This window comes from Streptomyces sp. NPDC055400 (assembly GCF_053644375.1).
This window is the reverse complement of the sequence record NZ_JBSHLM010000001.1, coordinates 128,653-143,424: the sequence shown is the minus strand read 5'-3', so window position 1 is coordinate 143,424 and position 14,772 is coordinate 128,653. Positions and strand designations below refer to the sequence as shown.

Annotated in this window: 12 protein-coding genes and 4 pseudogenes; 5 read left to right on the top strand and 11 right to left on the bottom strand. The window is 68.3% G+C overall.

The window, feature by feature from the left end:
* Nucleotides 1–22: 22 nt before the first annotated feature.
* On the top strand, nucleotides 23–907 hold the full coding sequence (locus ACWIGU_RS00670; protein ID WP_454395998.1) for an aldehyde dehydrogenase family protein: 885 nt from the start codon (nucleotides 23–25) through the stop codon (nucleotides 905–907).
* A 73-nt stretch (nucleotides 908–980) separates the two neighbouring features.
* Here the strand turns inward: ACWIGU_RS00670 and ACWIGU_RS00665 are convergent, their stop codons facing one another.
* The 6 genes and pseudogenes from ACWIGU_RS00665 to ACWIGU_RS00640 all read right to left on the bottom strand — a co-directional run.
* Nucleotides 981–1,661 (bottom strand): zinc-binding dehydrogenase, encoded by a 681-nt coding sequence (locus ACWIGU_RS00665; RefSeq protein WP_454395996.1) that lies wholly within the window; start codon nucleotides 1,659–1,661, stop codon nucleotides 981–983.
* 16 nt (nucleotides 1,662–1,677) lie between these two features.
* Nucleotides 1,678–1,857 (bottom strand): annotated as a pseudogene (locus ACWIGU_RS00660) (alcohol dehydrogenase catalytic domain-containing protein); the annotation flags it as partial.
* A 209-nt stretch (nucleotides 1,858–2,066) separates the two neighbouring features.
* A pseudogene (locus ACWIGU_RS00655) lies at nucleotides 2,067–3,162 on the bottom strand (integrase core domain-containing protein).
* 274 nt (nucleotides 3,163–3,436) lie between these two features.
* Nucleotides 3,437–4,132, bottom strand: a complete 696-nt coding sequence (locus tag ACWIGU_RS00650; protein ID WP_454395994.1) for a hypothetical protein — start codon at nucleotides 4,130–4,132, stop codon at nucleotides 3,437–3,439.
* A gap of 154 nt (nucleotides 4,133–4,286) precedes the next feature.
* Nucleotides 4,287–4,664, bottom strand: coding sequence for a hypothetical protein (locus ACWIGU_RS00645; RefSeq protein ID WP_454395992.1), 378 nt, complete (start codon nucleotides 4,662–4,664; stop codon nucleotides 4,287–4,289).
* A 293-nt stretch (nucleotides 4,665–4,957) separates the two neighbouring features.
* Nucleotides 4,958–5,173: pseudogene (locus ACWIGU_RS00640) on the bottom strand (transposase family protein); the annotation flags it as partial.
* Nucleotides 5,174–5,316: 143 nt separating this feature from the next.
* Between ACWIGU_RS00640 and ACWIGU_RS00635 the strand changes: the two are divergent.
* From ACWIGU_RS00635 to ACWIGU_RS00625, 3 genes are all read left to right on the top strand, one after another.
* On the top strand, nucleotides 5,317–5,961 hold the full coding sequence (locus tag ACWIGU_RS00635; RefSeq protein ID WP_454395990.1) for a LysE family translocator: 645 nt from the start codon (nucleotides 5,317–5,319) through the stop codon (nucleotides 5,959–5,961).
* A 238-nt stretch (nucleotides 5,962–6,199) separates the two neighbouring features.
* The gene (locus tag ACWIGU_RS00630) at nucleotides 6,200–6,964 is read left to right on the top strand and encodes an IS5 family transposase (RefSeq protein ID WP_454395988.1); all 765 of its coding nucleotides are present in this window, start codon (nucleotides 6,200–6,202) and stop codon (nucleotides 6,962–6,964) included.
* Between the two features lie 82 nt (nucleotides 6,965–7,046).
* Nucleotides 7,047–7,661 (top strand): hypothetical protein, encoded by a 615-nt coding sequence (locus tag ACWIGU_RS00625; RefSeq protein WP_454395986.1) that lies wholly within the window; start codon nucleotides 7,047–7,049, stop codon nucleotides 7,659–7,661.
* A 179-nt stretch (nucleotides 7,662–7,840) separates the two neighbouring features.
* Here ACWIGU_RS00625 and ACWIGU_RS00620 read toward each other — a convergent pair whose 3' ends face one another.
* The 5 genes and pseudogenes from ACWIGU_RS00620 to ACWIGU_RS00600 form a co-directional block, all read right to left on the bottom strand.
* On the bottom strand, nucleotides 7,841–8,848 hold the full coding sequence (locus tag ACWIGU_RS00620; RefSeq protein WP_454395984.1) for a 1-aminocyclopropane-1-carboxylate deaminase: 1,008 nt from the start codon (nucleotides 8,846–8,848) through the stop codon (nucleotides 7,841–7,843).
* Nucleotides 8,849–8,898: 50 nt separating this feature from the next.
* On the bottom strand, nucleotides 8,899–9,570 hold the full coding sequence (locus ACWIGU_RS00615) for a GntR family transcriptional regulator (protein WP_454395982.1): 672 nt from the start codon (nucleotides 9,568–9,570) through the stop codon (nucleotides 8,899–8,901).
* A 105-nt stretch (nucleotides 9,571–9,675) separates the two neighbouring features.
* A complete protein-coding gene (locus tag ACWIGU_RS00610) occupies nucleotides 9,676–10,662 on the bottom strand; it encodes an MFS transporter (RefSeq protein WP_454395980.1) in 987 nt (328 codons plus the stop codon).
* A gap of 18 nt (nucleotides 10,663–10,680) precedes the next feature.
* A pseudogene (locus tag ACWIGU_RS00605) lies at nucleotides 10,681–11,468 on the bottom strand (integrase core domain-containing protein).
* 461 nt (nucleotides 11,469–11,929) lie between these two features.
* Complete coding sequence (locus tag ACWIGU_RS00600) at nucleotides 11,930–12,814, bottom strand: LysR family transcriptional regulator (protein WP_454395978.1); 885 nt, start codon at nucleotides 12,812–12,814, stop codon at nucleotides 11,930–11,932.
* Nucleotides 12,815–13,077: 263 nt separating this feature from the next.
* On the opposite strand from ACWIGU_RS00600, the gene tcuA reads away from it, so the two are divergent.
* Nucleotides 13,078–14,550, top strand: a complete 1,473-nt coding sequence (gene tcuA / locus ACWIGU_RS00595; RefSeq protein WP_454395976.1) for an FAD-dependent tricarballylate dehydrogenase TcuA — start codon at nucleotides 13,078–13,080, stop codon at nucleotides 14,548–14,550.
* Nucleotides 14,551–14,772 lie beyond the last annotated feature (222 nt).

Below are 14,772 nucleotides of genomic sequence, written 5' to 3'. Positions count from 1 at the left end.
GAAACGTAAGGACAGATTGCGGATGACTCTGCTCAAGGACGGCACCTGGCAGGAACGGATGCTCGCCGGCGGCTGGCGGCGCGGCGGTGCCGGCACCTTGCCCGTCACCTCCCCGGCCACCGGCGAACGGCTCGCCACCGTGGGCGCCGCAGGCCCCGAGGACGTCGCCGCGGCGGCCGGCGCCGCCGCCGACGCGCAGCGGGCCTGGGCCGCCCGGCCGCACCAGGAGCGGGCCGCGGTGCTGCGCCGGGCCGGCGAGCTGTTCGAGCAGCACGCCGAGGAGATCGGCGGCTGGCTCGCCGCCGAGACCGGCGCGGCCCCGGGCCTCACGCACTTCCAGACCGCCACCGCGGCCGAGGAGTGCCACGAGGCGGCGGGCCTGGCCTCGCATCCGTACGGGGAGCTGCTGCGCACCGCCCAGCCGCAGCTCAGCATGGCCCGCCGGGTGCCCGTCGGCGTGGTCGGCGTCACCGCCACCGTCGAGGCCGGCGCACGGCTGGCCGCCGGCGGCACGTACGACGGGCTCTTCTACCGGCCCACCGTCCTCGGCGACGTCCCCGCCACCGCGCCCGCCTTCACCCGAGAGATCTTCGGTCCAGTGGCGCCCGTGACGACGTTCGAGACCGAGGACGAGGCCGTCGAGCTGGCCGGTGCCACCGAGTACGGTCTGTCCCTCGGCATCCTCACCGGCGACCTCGGCCGCGCACTGCGCCTCGCCGATCGCATCCCCAGCGGCCTGGTCCACATCAACGACCAGACCGTCAACGACGAGCCCACCGCCCCCTTCGGCGGCGTTGGTGCCTCAGGCACCGGCTCGCGCCATGGCGGCCCCCAGGCCAACCTGGAGGCCTTCACCGAGACACAGTGGCTCACCCTCCGCGCGGAGCTGCCGCACTACCCGTTCTGACCCGAAGCGGGCCCGGCCGGCCTGTGCCGGCCGGGCCCGCCGAGCGGCACCATGTCCAGGTCCTCACCGGAGATCACGCGCCCCGTCCCCGTGCGTGGTCAGGCTCCCGGTCGGACGGCGGCGTGGACGGCCTCCTCGCCGGGGGGACCTCACCGGCCAGGGCGTCCAAGGCCTCGACGGTGTCAGCCAGTTCGAAGGTGTGGGTGTGCAGCTTCTCGAAGGGGGAGCTGCCGGACTCCAGGAGGCGGATGGCCTCCGCGTAGCCACGCGAGTCGACGCCGTACGCCCCGACGAGGGTGAGCGCCTTGTTGACGATGAGGTCGGAGTCGAGCGGGATCTTCGCGCCGCCCTTGAGGCCGGCGACGATGCGGCCGCCGTGCCGGGCGGCACGCAGCGCGTCGTCCAGCGGCTGGCCGGCCATCGGTGTCATCTCCAGGACCACGTCGGCCAGTTCGCCGTTGGTGATCTCGGTGATGCGGGTGACGGTGTCCTGCTCGTCGACGACGACGGTGTGGTCCGCGCCGAACTCGCGGGCCAGCGCCAGCTTGTGCGCGTCGGCTGCCAGCCCGGTGACGACGACGGTGGATGCGCCCCGCCGCCTTCGCCGCGGCGGCGAGGATGCCGCGCTGGCCCGCGCCGAGGGTGGCGACGGTGTCGCCGAGGCCGACCTGCCCCAGGTGCGCGGTCCACCGCACGCCCGCCCCCAACGGGTTGTACATGACCGCGACTTCGGGCGGCAGATCGCCGCGTACATTGTGCAGCACCGCGTTCGGTTGCAGGTACAGGTACTCGGCGAGCCCGCCCCACAGGCCCGGCGCCCGGTCGAGCGGCGTACAACCGTGCGTGGCGCGGCGCTGTGCGCAGGACATGTACTGGCCCGACAGGCAGCGTCGGCAGGCCCGGCACGGCACGAGTACCTCGACCGCGACCCGGTCGCCGACCTGTACGCCCCAGCGTTCGGCGGCCGCGTCGCCGACCGCCGAGGCCGAGGGCGGCAACACCGCCGACACAGAGGTCACCGCGGATCCGCGAGATGCGGACGCGCAGTCGGCGCGGCGAAGCCGAGTCGCAGGTGCCGGTGCGGTGTGAAGGGGTGGCCTGGTCGGTGGTGTCGGTGGACTACCAGCGCTGCGCTTGCCGAATACCTCATCCACGCTGGTCAGGCAGCATGTTGGTACTCGTGGAGCGTGCCGCCAAGTCGTGCTCGTCGTCGTATGTTTAGGCGGGCGATCCGGTCTGGGTCTTCGATAGGGGTGGGCAGCGGGTGGAGGGCGGGCGTTGGCGAGGCCCTGGTGCGGCCTGTGCTCGTTGTAGAACGTCTCGAACTCGCTCAGGGCGTACAGGAGATGGCGCTGGTTCCAGATCAACGTGCGGTCCAGCGTTTCTCGCCTGCAGGTTTGAACCCACCGCTCCGTGATCGAGTTCATACGCGGCATCCGGATGCCGCTGAGCACCACTTCGATGCCCGCATCGTTGAGCACGTCGTCGAACAGCTGCGGGAACTTTCCGTCCCGGTCGCGGATCAGGTAGCGGGCTCGGCAGCCGGCGTCTTCGAGGTCCATGACGAGATTCTTCGCGGCCTGGACTACCCAGGACGCGGTCGGGTGCGCGGTGGCGCCCAGGATCCGGATCCGGCGGTTCGCGTGCTCGATCGCGGCGAACACGTACAAGCGGGTCCCGGCCAGGGTGACGGTTTCGAAGAAGTCGCATGCCAGGAGCGCGTCGGCCTGGGAGCGCAGGAAGTCCGCCCAGGTGGTCGAGGTCCGCTTGGGAGCTGGGTCTATGCCGGCCTCCTTCAAGATTTCCCAAACCGTGGATGCTGCCACCTTCACGCCGAGTACGAGCACCTCTCCGTGTAGGCGCCGCTAGCCCCAGCTTGGGGTCTCCCTGGCCAGGCGCAGCACCAGCACCCGGACCGAGCGCACGGTGCGGGGCCGGCCTCCGCGCTTCGGCCGGGATCGAGCGGCGTGTCGGCGGGCGATGACGTTGCGGTGCCAGCGAAGTACCGTGACTGGCCGTACCAGCAGCCGCATCCGGCGCAACACCTCCCGTGGCAGGCTATGGAGGAGCGATGCCAGGAACGCCCGGTCGCTCGCGTGGAACCGAAGCTGCTGCCCGTTCAGCTGCCGTTCCAGAACGCCGATCTGATGGCGCAGGGCCAGGCTCTCGGCATCTTTCTCGCGATCGCTCATCGGCAGCAGTCGCAGCATCGCGACCGCATTCGTCACACCCAGGTACGCCAGTCTCAACAGCACGGCCGATCATCATGCCGCCTCCACCGCCCCTGTGCGAGAGCGCTGACGCGGGTGATCATGGCTGGCACCGAAACCCGCTTCCACCTGCATGGATGAGATTATCGGCAAGGGCAGGCGTCGGTCGCGGCTACCGCCCGAAGAGATATCGCCAGTCCCCGAGGGCCGCCACGGCCGCGCAGTGCGAATCGGCTGCGTTCAACGCCCCGGCGATCCTGCCCGCTTCCGCGACAAGGGCACAGGAGTATGGACTTCCCGCCGACGTCGCAGGGAGTACTCAGCTTCCGGAGACGTACTCGAACGGTGCGCAGGTGCCCCAAGTGTCGTCCATATGGCGGCATGCGAGCCCGCCGGTGGAGCTGATGGACATGCTCGGCGAATACACGTTCCTGCCGCTATTCATGCTCGTCGTCCCGTCGGGGTTCTCAACTGCGGTCGAGACGGCCTGGAACTGTTGGGTTCCAAGGTTGGGCACGGAGCAGTTCGCCATGCTGCTGTACCAGGTGTCGCCGGGGTTGATGACAATCCCTTCGGCCGGATACCGACTCAGCGGGCAGTCCTTCGGATTGCCCCCGTACAGGTACTGCACCAGTACGGATGCCGTGACTTGATCCTTACTGTCGTTCCTCACAGCCACGCCGAACGCGGCGTCATGGCCGGTGACACGAACACAACCACGCGCCTTGAGGACCTCGGAACCTTCGGGTGTCGATCTCCACCCCGAGCAGTAGGTGTTCGTCTCCGCGAACTCCACGGTCGCTGACGCAGGCTTCTTCGTGGCCGTCGGTTTGGCGCTGGTGCCCTGTGCCGTACCTGTGGGCACCGCCGGGGCGGACCGATCGGCGGACGGTGAGGATGTGCTCTTGTCGCCATCCGGTTTGTTGATCAACGCGAGGGCAACGGCGGTCAGCAGGCCAGCGACCGCCACCACCGCCACGACAGTGAACGCCGCGCGGTGGGCGCCAAAGGTCATGTGCTTTGCCTGGTACGCGTCGCCGCCCACCCGAGAGCCGTCGGAAATCTCGTTGCTGGTGCGGTCGCTGGAATCTGACGCGGCGGGCGCGGGGACGGCAGGGGACGGAGAGCCGGAGGTGGACCTGGAACGCGACCCGTGTGATCCCACCGAACTATCGCCCTTGGCCTCGAGAGCCGCGGAACGAGAAGCGCCCCTTGAGGTTCACGTTCTGGCCCTGGATGACGGACCCGTGCACCGTGCCGGAGACCTGGTTGGAGATCTCACGGGCGGGGCTAGGGTCGGCCGCGTTCAGCCAGTCAAGCAGGTCCGCAGCGAAGTCCGGATCGGTCTCGATATACCGTACCAACGCCGTGGCGAGAGCCGTGGGGTCCGAGGCGGCGTGATCGATGGTCGCTGTGGCCTCGGAGTCGCGCCGGAAACGGTGCCGAATCATCTCCAGTGCGTTGTCCACTGCGCGAGTGCCGACGCTGTTCAACGCACCCTGTCCGACGGCTGTGGCGACCGCCACTGCAAGCGATGATGCGTCCATGTACCCCTCCGACAACTGGCGTGCGCGCACGACTGGCGGCCGGGCGGCTCACTCGCCCGGGCCGGCGCAGGGTTAGATGATGCCAGAGGGATCCCTTGAGTGGCGACTCAACTCATGCTGTACACACGATTGTTGAGGCGAAGGAAAGGTTTGCGTGCACATGGTGTCGGGCCCTCGTCAGATCGGTCCGCTGAGGCACCTTGAGTAGGCTCAAGGACGTCACACTACTCGGTGAGAGGTCACCTCCCGAGTGCAGCTGCTACCTCATCATGCGCCCAGACCGTGAGCTTTTTTCAACCTCGGTTGCAGCAGGTCAGGTACAGGACGAGGACGGCTTGGACGAGGTGGGTTATGCGGGTGGTGGAGCACCGAAGCTTGCGCAGTAGCCGCCAGGTCTTGAGGGCGGCCATGGCCTGTTCGACGAGTGCGCGGATCTTGGCGTGTGAGCGGTTGACCGCTTGCTGACCTGTGAACAGCGTCTCCCAGCGGCCCCAGTAGGGCAGCCGGACAGCGAGCGTGGATGTGCCGAATGGCAAGGCCGTATCCTGCGGTGGGCGAAGCAGGCGCTGTAGATGCGCCGGTTATCCATTGCAGTGGGCGCATCCCCACTCCGGGGTGCCAGGCACCCGACGAACTACCAGGAGGTTGACCGGTGATCACTCTGTCCGCAGTGGGAGGAGTGGCTCTGGTCGAACTAGGCATGGCCCTGACTCCGGGACCGAACATGATCCACCTCGCATCCCGCGCGATCACCCAAGGCCGCAGGGCGGGTCTGGTCAGCCTCAGTGGAACCGCCGTGGGCTTCCTGTGCTACCTGCTGGCCGCGGCTGCGGGCCTGTCCGCGCTGTTCACTGCCGTGCCGGTGGCCTACACAGTGGTCAAGCTTGCCGGGGCCGTCTACCTGGCCTACCTCGCCTGGGGCATGCTCAAGCCCGGCGGCCGTTCGCCTTTCGCCCCGGCCCAGGACCTGACCCCGGTCTCCGACGTCCGACTGTTTTCGATGGGGCTGCTGACCAACCTGCTCAACCCTAAGATCGCTCTGCTGTACGCCGCCCTACTTCCGCAGTTCCTGAACCCTCAGGCGGGTCCGGCCTGGAAGCAACTGCTCCAGCTCGGCGGTGTACAGATCATTGTGGGGATCACCGTGAACGCTGTGATCATGTTGGGTGCAGCACGGGTGTCCGGGTTTCTGGCCGCCCGGCCCCGCGTCATGACCGCCCAGCGGTTCACGGCAGGCGGCCTGCTCGGCATCTTCGCTCTGCGCACCGCACTGTCCCGCACCCCCGTCTCCACTTGAGCCATGCCTTCGTATCCGTAACGCGGCCAGTGCCGCATCCCGGCCCGGCTCATGCAGTGTGAGGGCCATCCCCGCGATCACATTGGTCGCCACATCGACGAACCACCCACGGACACGGGCCGCGTCCAACCTGATTCGGCGGGGTGGGTAGTTGAGGGGTGGGGCGGCGGTGAGACGTGAATAAGCTCATGGTAGACGGGTTCACGACCAAGATCGCCTGTCCGTCAGGAGTTTCCGCGTGCTTGTCTATCCTTCCGGCGTCGATGTGTCCACCGAGAGCCTGCGCTTCCTGACCGCCCGCCTGCGCACCAGCCGCCGGGAACGCGGCACCCGATGGCGTCGTCTGACCGCCGGACGGCAGGCCCTGCTTGTCCTCGCACACTTGCGATCCGGCCACACCTACGCTCAGCTCGCCGCCGGCTTCGGTATCGGCACCACCACCGCCTACCGCTACATCGCCGAAGCCGTCGAGATCTTGGCCACCCGGGCCCCGACCCTGGCTCAGGCCATGATGACCGCCTCAACCAAGGCGTTCGTGATGTTGGACGGCACACTGTTGCCGATCGACCGCGTTGCCGCCGACCGCCCTTTCTACTCCGGCAAGCACAAGAAACACGGAATGAACGTGCAGGTCATCGCTGACCACGCCGGGCGACTGTTGTGGGCCGCACCCGTACTGCCGGGCGCGGTCCACGACATCAAGGCGGCCCGGACGCACGGCATCATCGACGCCCTTGCGGAGGCTCGCGTGCCCTGCTGGGCGGACAAGGGCTACCGAGGCGCCGGCGGCACCATACGGCTGCCCTACTGGGGCCGTTGGGAGACGCTGTCCACAGGTCAGCAAGCGGTCAACCGCTCACACGCCAAGATCCGCGCACTCGTCGAACAGGCCATGGCCGCCCTCAAGACCTGGCGGCTACTGCGCAAGCCTCCGTGCTCCACCACCCGCATAACCCACCTCGTCCAAGCCGTCCTCGTCCTGCACCTGACCTGCTGCAACTGAGGTTGAAAAAGGCTCACTGCTCGGCAACGGGCTGCTGGGCGCCGTCGTCTCCAAGGGCGTCGCCGCGAACACCCTCCAGGTGATGCTCAGCCACACCAAGGTGCAGGACCAGCGCGGGCAGTGGCGTGCGGCCATCGGCTACTCCCGGCTGCCGATCGGCTGTCTCACCCTCAGCCTCTCCGGCGAGATCACGGCCGTCGACTGGACCCTCGACCTGTACAACGCCGAACTGCGCGGCACCATCACAACGGTCCGGGGCAGCGTCGCGTTCAGCATCATGGTGCACAACTCCCGTGACGCGCTGGTGGCGTTCACCGAGCCGAGCCCGGGGGAAGAGGACGCGGCCTGGTCCTTCACCTGGATGCCCGCCACCACGTCGCGCACAAAGGACAAGCCCGCCGACTACGTGGGCACCCCGGACCCCGCGACCGGCACTGCCGAGGGCACCTCCTATGTCGAGCAGCCGCTGATAGCGGGCGGCGGCTGGACCACGGCCTGGCGCGAGCGCAGCGACGGCACCCGCCGGGTGCTGGCCGCCCATGTCGTGTATCGGCACCCGGAGGAGCCGAGCGGCACCACGCGCCTCGCCCTCGCCGCGGTCGACCGCACCCTCGCCGCCTCCACCACGGGCCTGCTGAGCGAACACCGATCCTGGTGGCACCGCTACTACTGCCGCAGCTTCGTCTGCCCAGGGTGACGTCGCCGACAAAGCCGGACCCGCCGCCTACACCAGCCAAGGCACCTCATAAACCCCTTGCCACCAGCGCGAATCCGTTAACTACCCGGCCTTGGGGGAGGCCCCCAGGCCTCTAGGCATGCCGACTCCCTCGTGCCGCCATATGGTTGAAGCCCGCGACCCGAACCGTCGTGCTCGGTTCAGCCGAACACGCCGCTGTAGGCGTTGAGGGCGGGCTGGCCGCCCAAATGGGCGTAGAGGACGTTGGAGTCCTTGGGGATGTCACCGTCGCGGACGAGGTCGATGAGGCCGGCCATGGACTTGCCCTCGTACACCGGGTCGATGATCACGCCCTCCAGCTCTCCGGTGAGCCGGATGGCATCCAGGGTGGAGTCGACGGGGATGCCGTACAGGTCTCCCGCCCAGCCCTCCAGGACGGTGATCTCGACGTCGTGCAACTCCCGCCGCAGGCCGATGAGTTCAGCGGTGTTCCGGGCGATCTTCTCCACCTGGGACCGGGTTTCGCCGATCTTCGCGGAGGCGTCGATGCCGATGACGCGGCGCGGCCGGTCCTGGCCGGCGAAGCCGGCGATCATGCCGGCGTGGGTGGAGCCGGTGACGCTGCAGACCACGATGGTGTCGAAGAAGACGCCGAGCTCTCGCTCCTGCTGCTCCACCTCGTAGGCCCAGTTGGCGAAGCCGAGGCCGCCGAGCGGGTGGTCGGAGGCGCCGGCCGGGATGGCGTACGGGGTGGAGCCGGATGCGCGTACGTCGTCCAGGGCCTGCTGCCAGCTGTCCTTGAAGCCGATGCCGAAACCGGCCTGGACGAGGCGGACATCGGCGCCCATGATCCGGGACAGGAGGATGTTGCCGACCTTGTCGTTGACTGCGTCGGGCCAGTCCACCCAGCTCTCCTGGACCAGCACGGCCTTGAGGCCCAACTTGGCAGCCACCGCCGCGACTTGACGCGTGTGATTGGACTGCACCCCGCCGATGCTCACCAGGGTGTCGGCGCCCTGGGCGAGCACGTCGGGGATCAGGTACTCAAGCTTGCGGGTCTTGTTGCCGCCATAGGCGAGTCCGGAGTTACAGTCCTCGCGCTTGGCCCAGACGCGGGCTCCGCCGAGGTACGCGCTGAGTCGGTCCAGGGGGTGCACCGGGCTGTGACCGAACAGAAGGGGGTGGCGCTCGAAGTCCTTCAGGGGCATGGGTAACTCCATGCGAGAGACGGGCTGTTGGGGCTGGGGGCATCGTCCGGTCAAGGGCTTTCGGGGAGCGAGATGTCGAGCAGGGGGCGCAACGTCTGCCAGTTGGCGCGCGTCGCGGCCACGGCACCTTCGGTGTCGCCGGCCTCGCACAGGGAGATGATCCGCTCGTGCTGGGCCACTGAGCCGCGTCCGCTCAGGGAGGAGAAGTGGACGCGTTCGAGCCGTCGCAGCAGTGGGGTGAACTGCTCGAGGACGGTGCGCACCGCGTCGTTGGCGCAGGCGGTGACGGTGATGTTGTGGAAGTCGTCGTCGGCGGCGAGCGCTGCCGCGGCGTCATTGCCACGCAGGGCGTGAGCGAAGCGTGCGTTGGCGTCCCGCATCGCGTCGAGTTCGGTTGCGGACAGGTGGGGGACAGCTTCGCGTACGGCGAGTTCGTGCATGGCCGTGGTGACCGACTGGGCGTTGCGCACGGCCCGTACGTCCAGCGGACTGACGAGGGTGTAGCGGCCGGGCTTCGTCTGCACCAGGCCCATCTGTTCGAGGCGGGTGAGGGCCTCGCGGACCGGAGTGCGGCTGACGCCCAACCACTCCACAAGGGCCGCGTCGTTGAGACGCTCCCCCGGAGCGAATGTGCCGTCGACGATGGCGTCCCGAATCGCTTGGTAGGCCGTCTCCCGAAGGAGCGACCGGGAGACGAGTCCTCGGCTCTGCGGAACTGGCATGCAACATATTGCACTTCGCATGATGCGGCCTGTCAAGGGTTGGTGGTCACGTCGAGTGGCACCCGCAACGAGGCGGCGCAACAGAAGAGTTGGCGGCCGTCGGGCTCAGCCCCGCACGGATCGGCGGCGTCCTTGGCGGTGCAGTACGGCAAGGCTGCAGAGGCTCGCCATGGCCGCGATGGCCACCCAGTAGCCGGGTGCGGCCGCCTGGCCGGTCGTGTCGAGCAGCCAGGTGATGATCATTGGTGTGAACCCGCCGAAGAAGGTGACCCCGATGTTGTAGCCGAGGGCCATGCCGGTCGCCCGCGTCTCGCTGGGGAAGATCGCACCCATCAGGGCGCCCATCGGCCCGTAGTAGCAGCCCTTCATGAGCGCCATCACCATGACGACGCCGATCAGCAGAGCGAGCGACGGCGCGGCCGCCAGGAGCTCGAACATCGGGTAGATGAGCAGCAGGACGCTGCACGCCGCCGGCACCATGATGGCGATCTGGCCCACCTTGTCGGAGAAATGGCCCGCCACACTCGTCACCGCGAGCAGGACCAGGCCGCCTGTCAGGGTCGCGATGAAGCCTGTGGAGTCGGGCAGCCCGAGCGTCTTCGTCGCGTACGTCGGCAGGTACGTGAACAAGTAGTTGAGGCAGGTCGTGACGGCGAGCAGTCCGGTGGTGATCAGCACGCCGGTCTTGTGTCCGCGGAGCACCGTACGGATCGGCGTGCGGTGCTGCGCGGCGGCGGGCGGCTCGGGGACCGTACGGCGGATGTAGATCCCCACGGGTGCGATGAGCAGGCCGACGGCGAACGGGATCCTGAAGCCCCAGGAGCCCAGCTGTTCAGGGCTGAGGGCAGAGGTGAGAACGGTGCCGGCGAGTGCGGCGAGCAGCGTGCTCGCGGCCTGGCTGGTGAACTGCCAGCTGGCCGCGAAGCCCCTTCGGCGCGGCATGAGTTCGACCATGAGGGCCGTCGCGCTGCCGAACTCCCCACCCGCTGCGAAGCCCTGGTTGAGCCGGGCCACGAGGATGCCGATCGGCGCGGCCACGCCGATCGCCGCGTACGAGGGCATGACGCAGATGAGCAGCGTTGTAGGTGTCAAGAACCACGTCCGGGCTGGTCACGCCGCATGTTGGTACTCGTGCAGGATGCCGCTGAGACGGTCGCGTCGATGGACCTCGAGGTGGGTGAGCCGGTCGGGTTCGCTGATCGGTTCGGGCAGCGGACGTAGCGGCGCGGCGCTTGCGAGAGTGCGGTGGGGCCTGTGCTGGTTGTAGAACTGCTCGTACTCGCGCAGGGCGTGGAGTAGATGGGCCTGGTTCCAGATGAGGGTGCGGTCGAGGAGCTCGGTCCGGCAGGAAAGCACCCATCGCTCCATGATCGCGTTCATGCGCGGCATCCGGACGCCGGTCTGTACGACCTCGATACCTTCCGCCTACAGGACGGCGTCGAAGGAGGTCGGGTAGCTAACGTCCCGGTCCCGGATCAAGAACGTGACCTTGGCGCCCGTGTCCTGAAGGTCCATGACCGCGTTTCGGGCGAGTTGGGTCACCCAGGCCGCGGCGCGAGTTCGCCGTGGATGCGCCGGTACCCCCAAACCGGGTTCTCCCGGGCGAGCTGAAGCACCAAGACGCGGACGGAACGCAGGGTGCGCGGTCGACCGGGACGCTTGGGACGTGAGGCCTTGGTGTGGCGGCGGCTGAGTAGGTCGCGGTGCCAGCGCAGCAGCGTATCGGGTGAGGCGATCAATTGGAGTCGATGAAGTTGTACTCGGGGGAGGCGGTGCAACAGCGTAGCCAGTAGTGCGCGGTCGGGCCAGGTGAGCTTCGGCTTGTCGATCTGCCGTTGCAGCACGGCGAGTTGATAGCGCAGTGCCAAGATTTCCGCGTCTTTGTCGCGGGCGCCCATTGGCAGTAGCCGTATCAGGGTGAACATACTCGTCAGGGCCATGTACGGCAGTCACAGCAGCACCAGACCATCCCGGCGTCGGCGGCAGACAGCTGGCAATCATCGAGCAGGTCCCTGCCGTTACCCCCGACTGACAGGGACTCACGACTGTGCTCACACACAGCATGACCAGCACGGATGAGGTTACTGGCACCTACAACGTCGGAAAGACCGCCTCGGCGGAGTCCTCCATGAATACCAACATGTTGCTCGAGCTGCGTGGATGGAGTTTTCGGCAGGCGCAGCGTCACCAGTGAAGAAGCGGTCCCCGCCTGGTGCTAGGGGGCATGCCAGCGTCCACGGCGGCGCCTACGGCCGCCCCTGCGTCCTCTAGCGCAGCTCAGCGGCCACGGGACCTGGGGCATGCCGCACCGCCCCGGGGCGGCGGCCGGTCGCCGGCAGTCACATCACGGAACGCCTGCCTATGAACGCAGGGTCCCGGCGGTCTCGATGAACAGTTCCGAGATGGCCTTGGCCGACGGTGTCGGTTGATTGTCGCGCAGCCGGGTGAGCAGGATGCGGCGAACCGGGGCCGCGGGGCCCAGGTCGATGGTGGTGACGTCATCCCGCAGGCCGGCCAGGGCGAACCTCGGGGCGAGCGTGATGCCCAGGCCGACCGCCGCCATGGCCTGGGCCTCCTGGTAGTCGTGTGCCCGGTAGGCGATCTTCGGTTCGAAGCCTGCGGCACGGCAGCTACGGGTGAGCAGCTCGGCGACCGGGTGATCGCCCCGCACGATCCAGTTCTCCTCGGCCAGCTCCTCAAAACCGGCGGAGTGCCGGGCGGCGAGCGGGTGGCTGGTGGCGACGACCAGGCAGGTGTGGTCGTCCAGCAGATGGATGACATCGAGGTTGGTCTCGTCCAGGCGCCGCCACGGGTAGTCCCACATCAACGACAGCTCGATCTCCCGGCTCTCCAGCATGTCCATCAGGCCGGAGTTGCGGTCGCTGTGCACGACCAGCTCAACCTGCGGGTGCCGGGTGCGGAAGGCGCGCACGACGCGAGGCAGCAGGGATGCGGCGATGGTGGGGAAGGTGCCGAAGTGCAAGGTCCCGCTGTAAAGGCCCGCGATGTCATCGAGGGATCGGCGCGCGGCCCGCAGCTGGCGATCGATCCGTGCAGCATGCTCGGCCAGAGTGCGGCCGGCCTCGGTGAGCGTGACGCCCCGGGGGTGCCGCTCGATGAGCGGCTGCCCGGCCTCCGCTTCCAGCCTGCTGATCTGCTGGGACACCGCCGAGGGCGTATAGCTCAGGGCAATCGAGGCCGCCGTGATGGAGCCCCGGCGAGCCACCTCGGCCAGCACCAGCATGCGTCGTACGTCAAAGCTCACCCCAACCGCCTTAAGCATTCATGAAAGCAATATCAGTTTCTTTCGATTGTACTGATGGCATCTGCTGGCGCATCGTCGTATCTGACCGGCAGGCGGGCCGCACAGCCGTCGACCCGCTCACCGGGCCCTGGTGAAAGAGATCCATGCTGCGGCGCGTACGCACAAAGCCCCTGATCCGTACGCCCCAGGCCCGATAGGAACTCCGATCCGGACATCTGCTAACCGAACCCATGGGAGTACACATGACCGAGCAGTGGGACGTCGTCGTGGTCGGCGGCGGGAACGCCGGCTTCAGTGCGGCTCAGTCCGCCCGACAGCAGGGAGCACAGGTACTGCTGCTGGAGAAGGCCCCCCGCCAGTGGGCCGGAGGCAACTCCTACTTCACTGCCGGGGCGATGCGCACCAGCCACCGCGGGCTCGCCGACCTCACCTCGCTGGTCGAGCCGCTTCCCGCGGACCGCGCAGGACGCGTCGACCTCGCCCCCTACACCGACGACGACTTCCTCGCCGACCTGACCCGGGTGACCCAGGGAAGGACCGACCCTGAACTCGCCCGGATCCTGGTCGGTGAATCGCGCGAGACGATGACCTGGCTACGCGACCTGGGGCTGCGATTCGAGCTGATGTTCCACCGGCAGGCTTACGAGGTGGACGGGCGCTACCGGTTCTGGGGCGGACTGGCCGTCGGCGTGGTCGGCGGGGGCAAAGGAATGATCGACCAGCACCTGGCCGCCGCCGATCGCAGCGGCGTCGAAGTCCGCTTCGACAGCCCCGTCACCGACCTGGACACCGGACCCGACGGCGCCGTCCGCGGCGTGATGCTCGCCGACGGGCAGCGCATCGAGGCCGGCGGCGTGATACTCACCAGCGGCGGCTTCGAGGCCAACCCGCAGATGCGGGCCGGCTACCTGGGCGCGGGCTGGGACCTGGCCCTGGTGCGCGGAACCCCGCACAACACCGGCGAGGGCATCCGCATGGCCCTCGCGGCCGGCGCGCAACCCTACGGCCACTGGAGCGGCTGCCACGCGGTGGCCTGGGACAGCCAGGCTCGAGCGACCGGCGACCGGGAGCTGACCAACCAACTCACCCGCGGCGGCTACCCGTTCGGCATCGTAGTCAACGCCGAGGGCCGCCGGTTCGTCGACGAGGGAGCGGACTTCCGCAACTACACCTACGCCAAGTACGGTGCCGAGATCCTCAAGCAACCGGCGGGTGTCGCCTACCAGCTCTTCGACGCAAAGTCCGCGACGCTGCTGCGCCCCGAGGAGTACGCCTCAGCAAGCGTCACCAGGGTCGAGTCCGACACCGTGGAGGGCCTGGCCAAGCAACTCGACATCGACGAGGGCCAGCTGGCGGACACGGTCGACCGGTTCAACGCCTCCGTTGTCCCGGGTGACTTCGACCCGACGGTCAAGGACGGCTGCCGGACCGAGGGCATCACCCCTCCCAAGTCCAACTGGGCCCAGCCACTGACCACTCCTCCGTACGTCGCCTTCCCGGTGACCTGCGGCATCACCTTCACCTTCGGCGGGCTGCGGATCGACGCCGACGCGCGCGTGCTGGACCAGGGCGGCCACCCCGTCCCCGGGCTGTACGCGGCCGGCGAAATCGTCGGCGGGCTCTTCTGGTTCAACTACCCCGGCGGCTCCGGCCTCACCGCCGGTTCAGTACTCGGCAGGCGCGCCGGGCGCTCAGCAGCCACCGACAAGCGCTGACGGCCCCCCAGCCGAGTGAGACCTCGTAAGGCCAGACCGTCACGCGATCCGGTGCCACACGGGCTTCGATCCACGACCCAACGACATCAGCCGACAGCGGCGGGTCGGCAAGAACCTCATACGGCGCTGACGGCGCGCCATCGTTTTGTCCGTGCGAGGGAGGATGGGTCAAGGTCGGATCGGTGTGCCTCCCTTGATGACGTGCTATACGGAGCATGATCC

What these genes read in the sequence shown, in the direction of transcription:
- tcuA (WP_454395976.1), top strand. Translation starts at nt 13,078, where the DNA reads ATGACCGAGCAGTGGGACGTCGTCGTGGTCGGCGGCGGGAACGCCGGC.
- ACWIGU_RS00600 (WP_454395978.1), bottom strand. Translation starts at nt 12,814, where the DNA reads ATGCTGGTGCTGGCCGAGGTGGCTCGCCGGGGCTCCATCACGGCGGCC.
- ACWIGU_RS00650 (WP_454395994.1), bottom strand. Translation starts at nt 4,132, where the DNA reads ATGACCTTTGGCGCCCACCGCGCGGCGTTCACTGTCGTGGCGGTGGTG.
- ACWIGU_RS00625 (WP_454395986.1), top strand. Translation starts at nt 7,047, where the DNA reads ATGCTCAGCCACACCAAGGTGCAGGACCAGCGCGGGCAGTGGCGTGCG.
- ACWIGU_RS00665 (WP_454395996.1), bottom strand. Translation starts at nt 1,661, where the DNA reads ATGTACGCGGCGATCTGCCGCCCGAAGTCGCGGTCATGTACAACCCGT.
- ACWIGU_RS00670 (WP_454395998.1), top strand. Translation starts at nt 23, where the DNA reads ATGACTCTGCTCAAGGACGGCACCTGGCAGGAACGGATGCTCGCCGGC.
- ACWIGU_RS00645 (WP_454395992.1), bottom strand. Translation starts at nt 4,664, where the DNA reads ATGGACGCATCATCGCTTGCAGTGGCGGTCGCCACAGCCGTCGGACAG.
- ACWIGU_RS00620 (WP_454395984.1), bottom strand. Translation starts at nt 8,848, where the DNA reads ATGCCCCTGAAGGACTTCGAGCGCCACCCCCTTCTGTTCGGTCACAGC.
- ACWIGU_RS00615 (WP_454395982.1), bottom strand. Translation starts at nt 9,570, where the DNA reads ATGCCAGTTCCGCAGAGCCGAGGACTCGTCTCCCGGTCGCTCCTTCGG.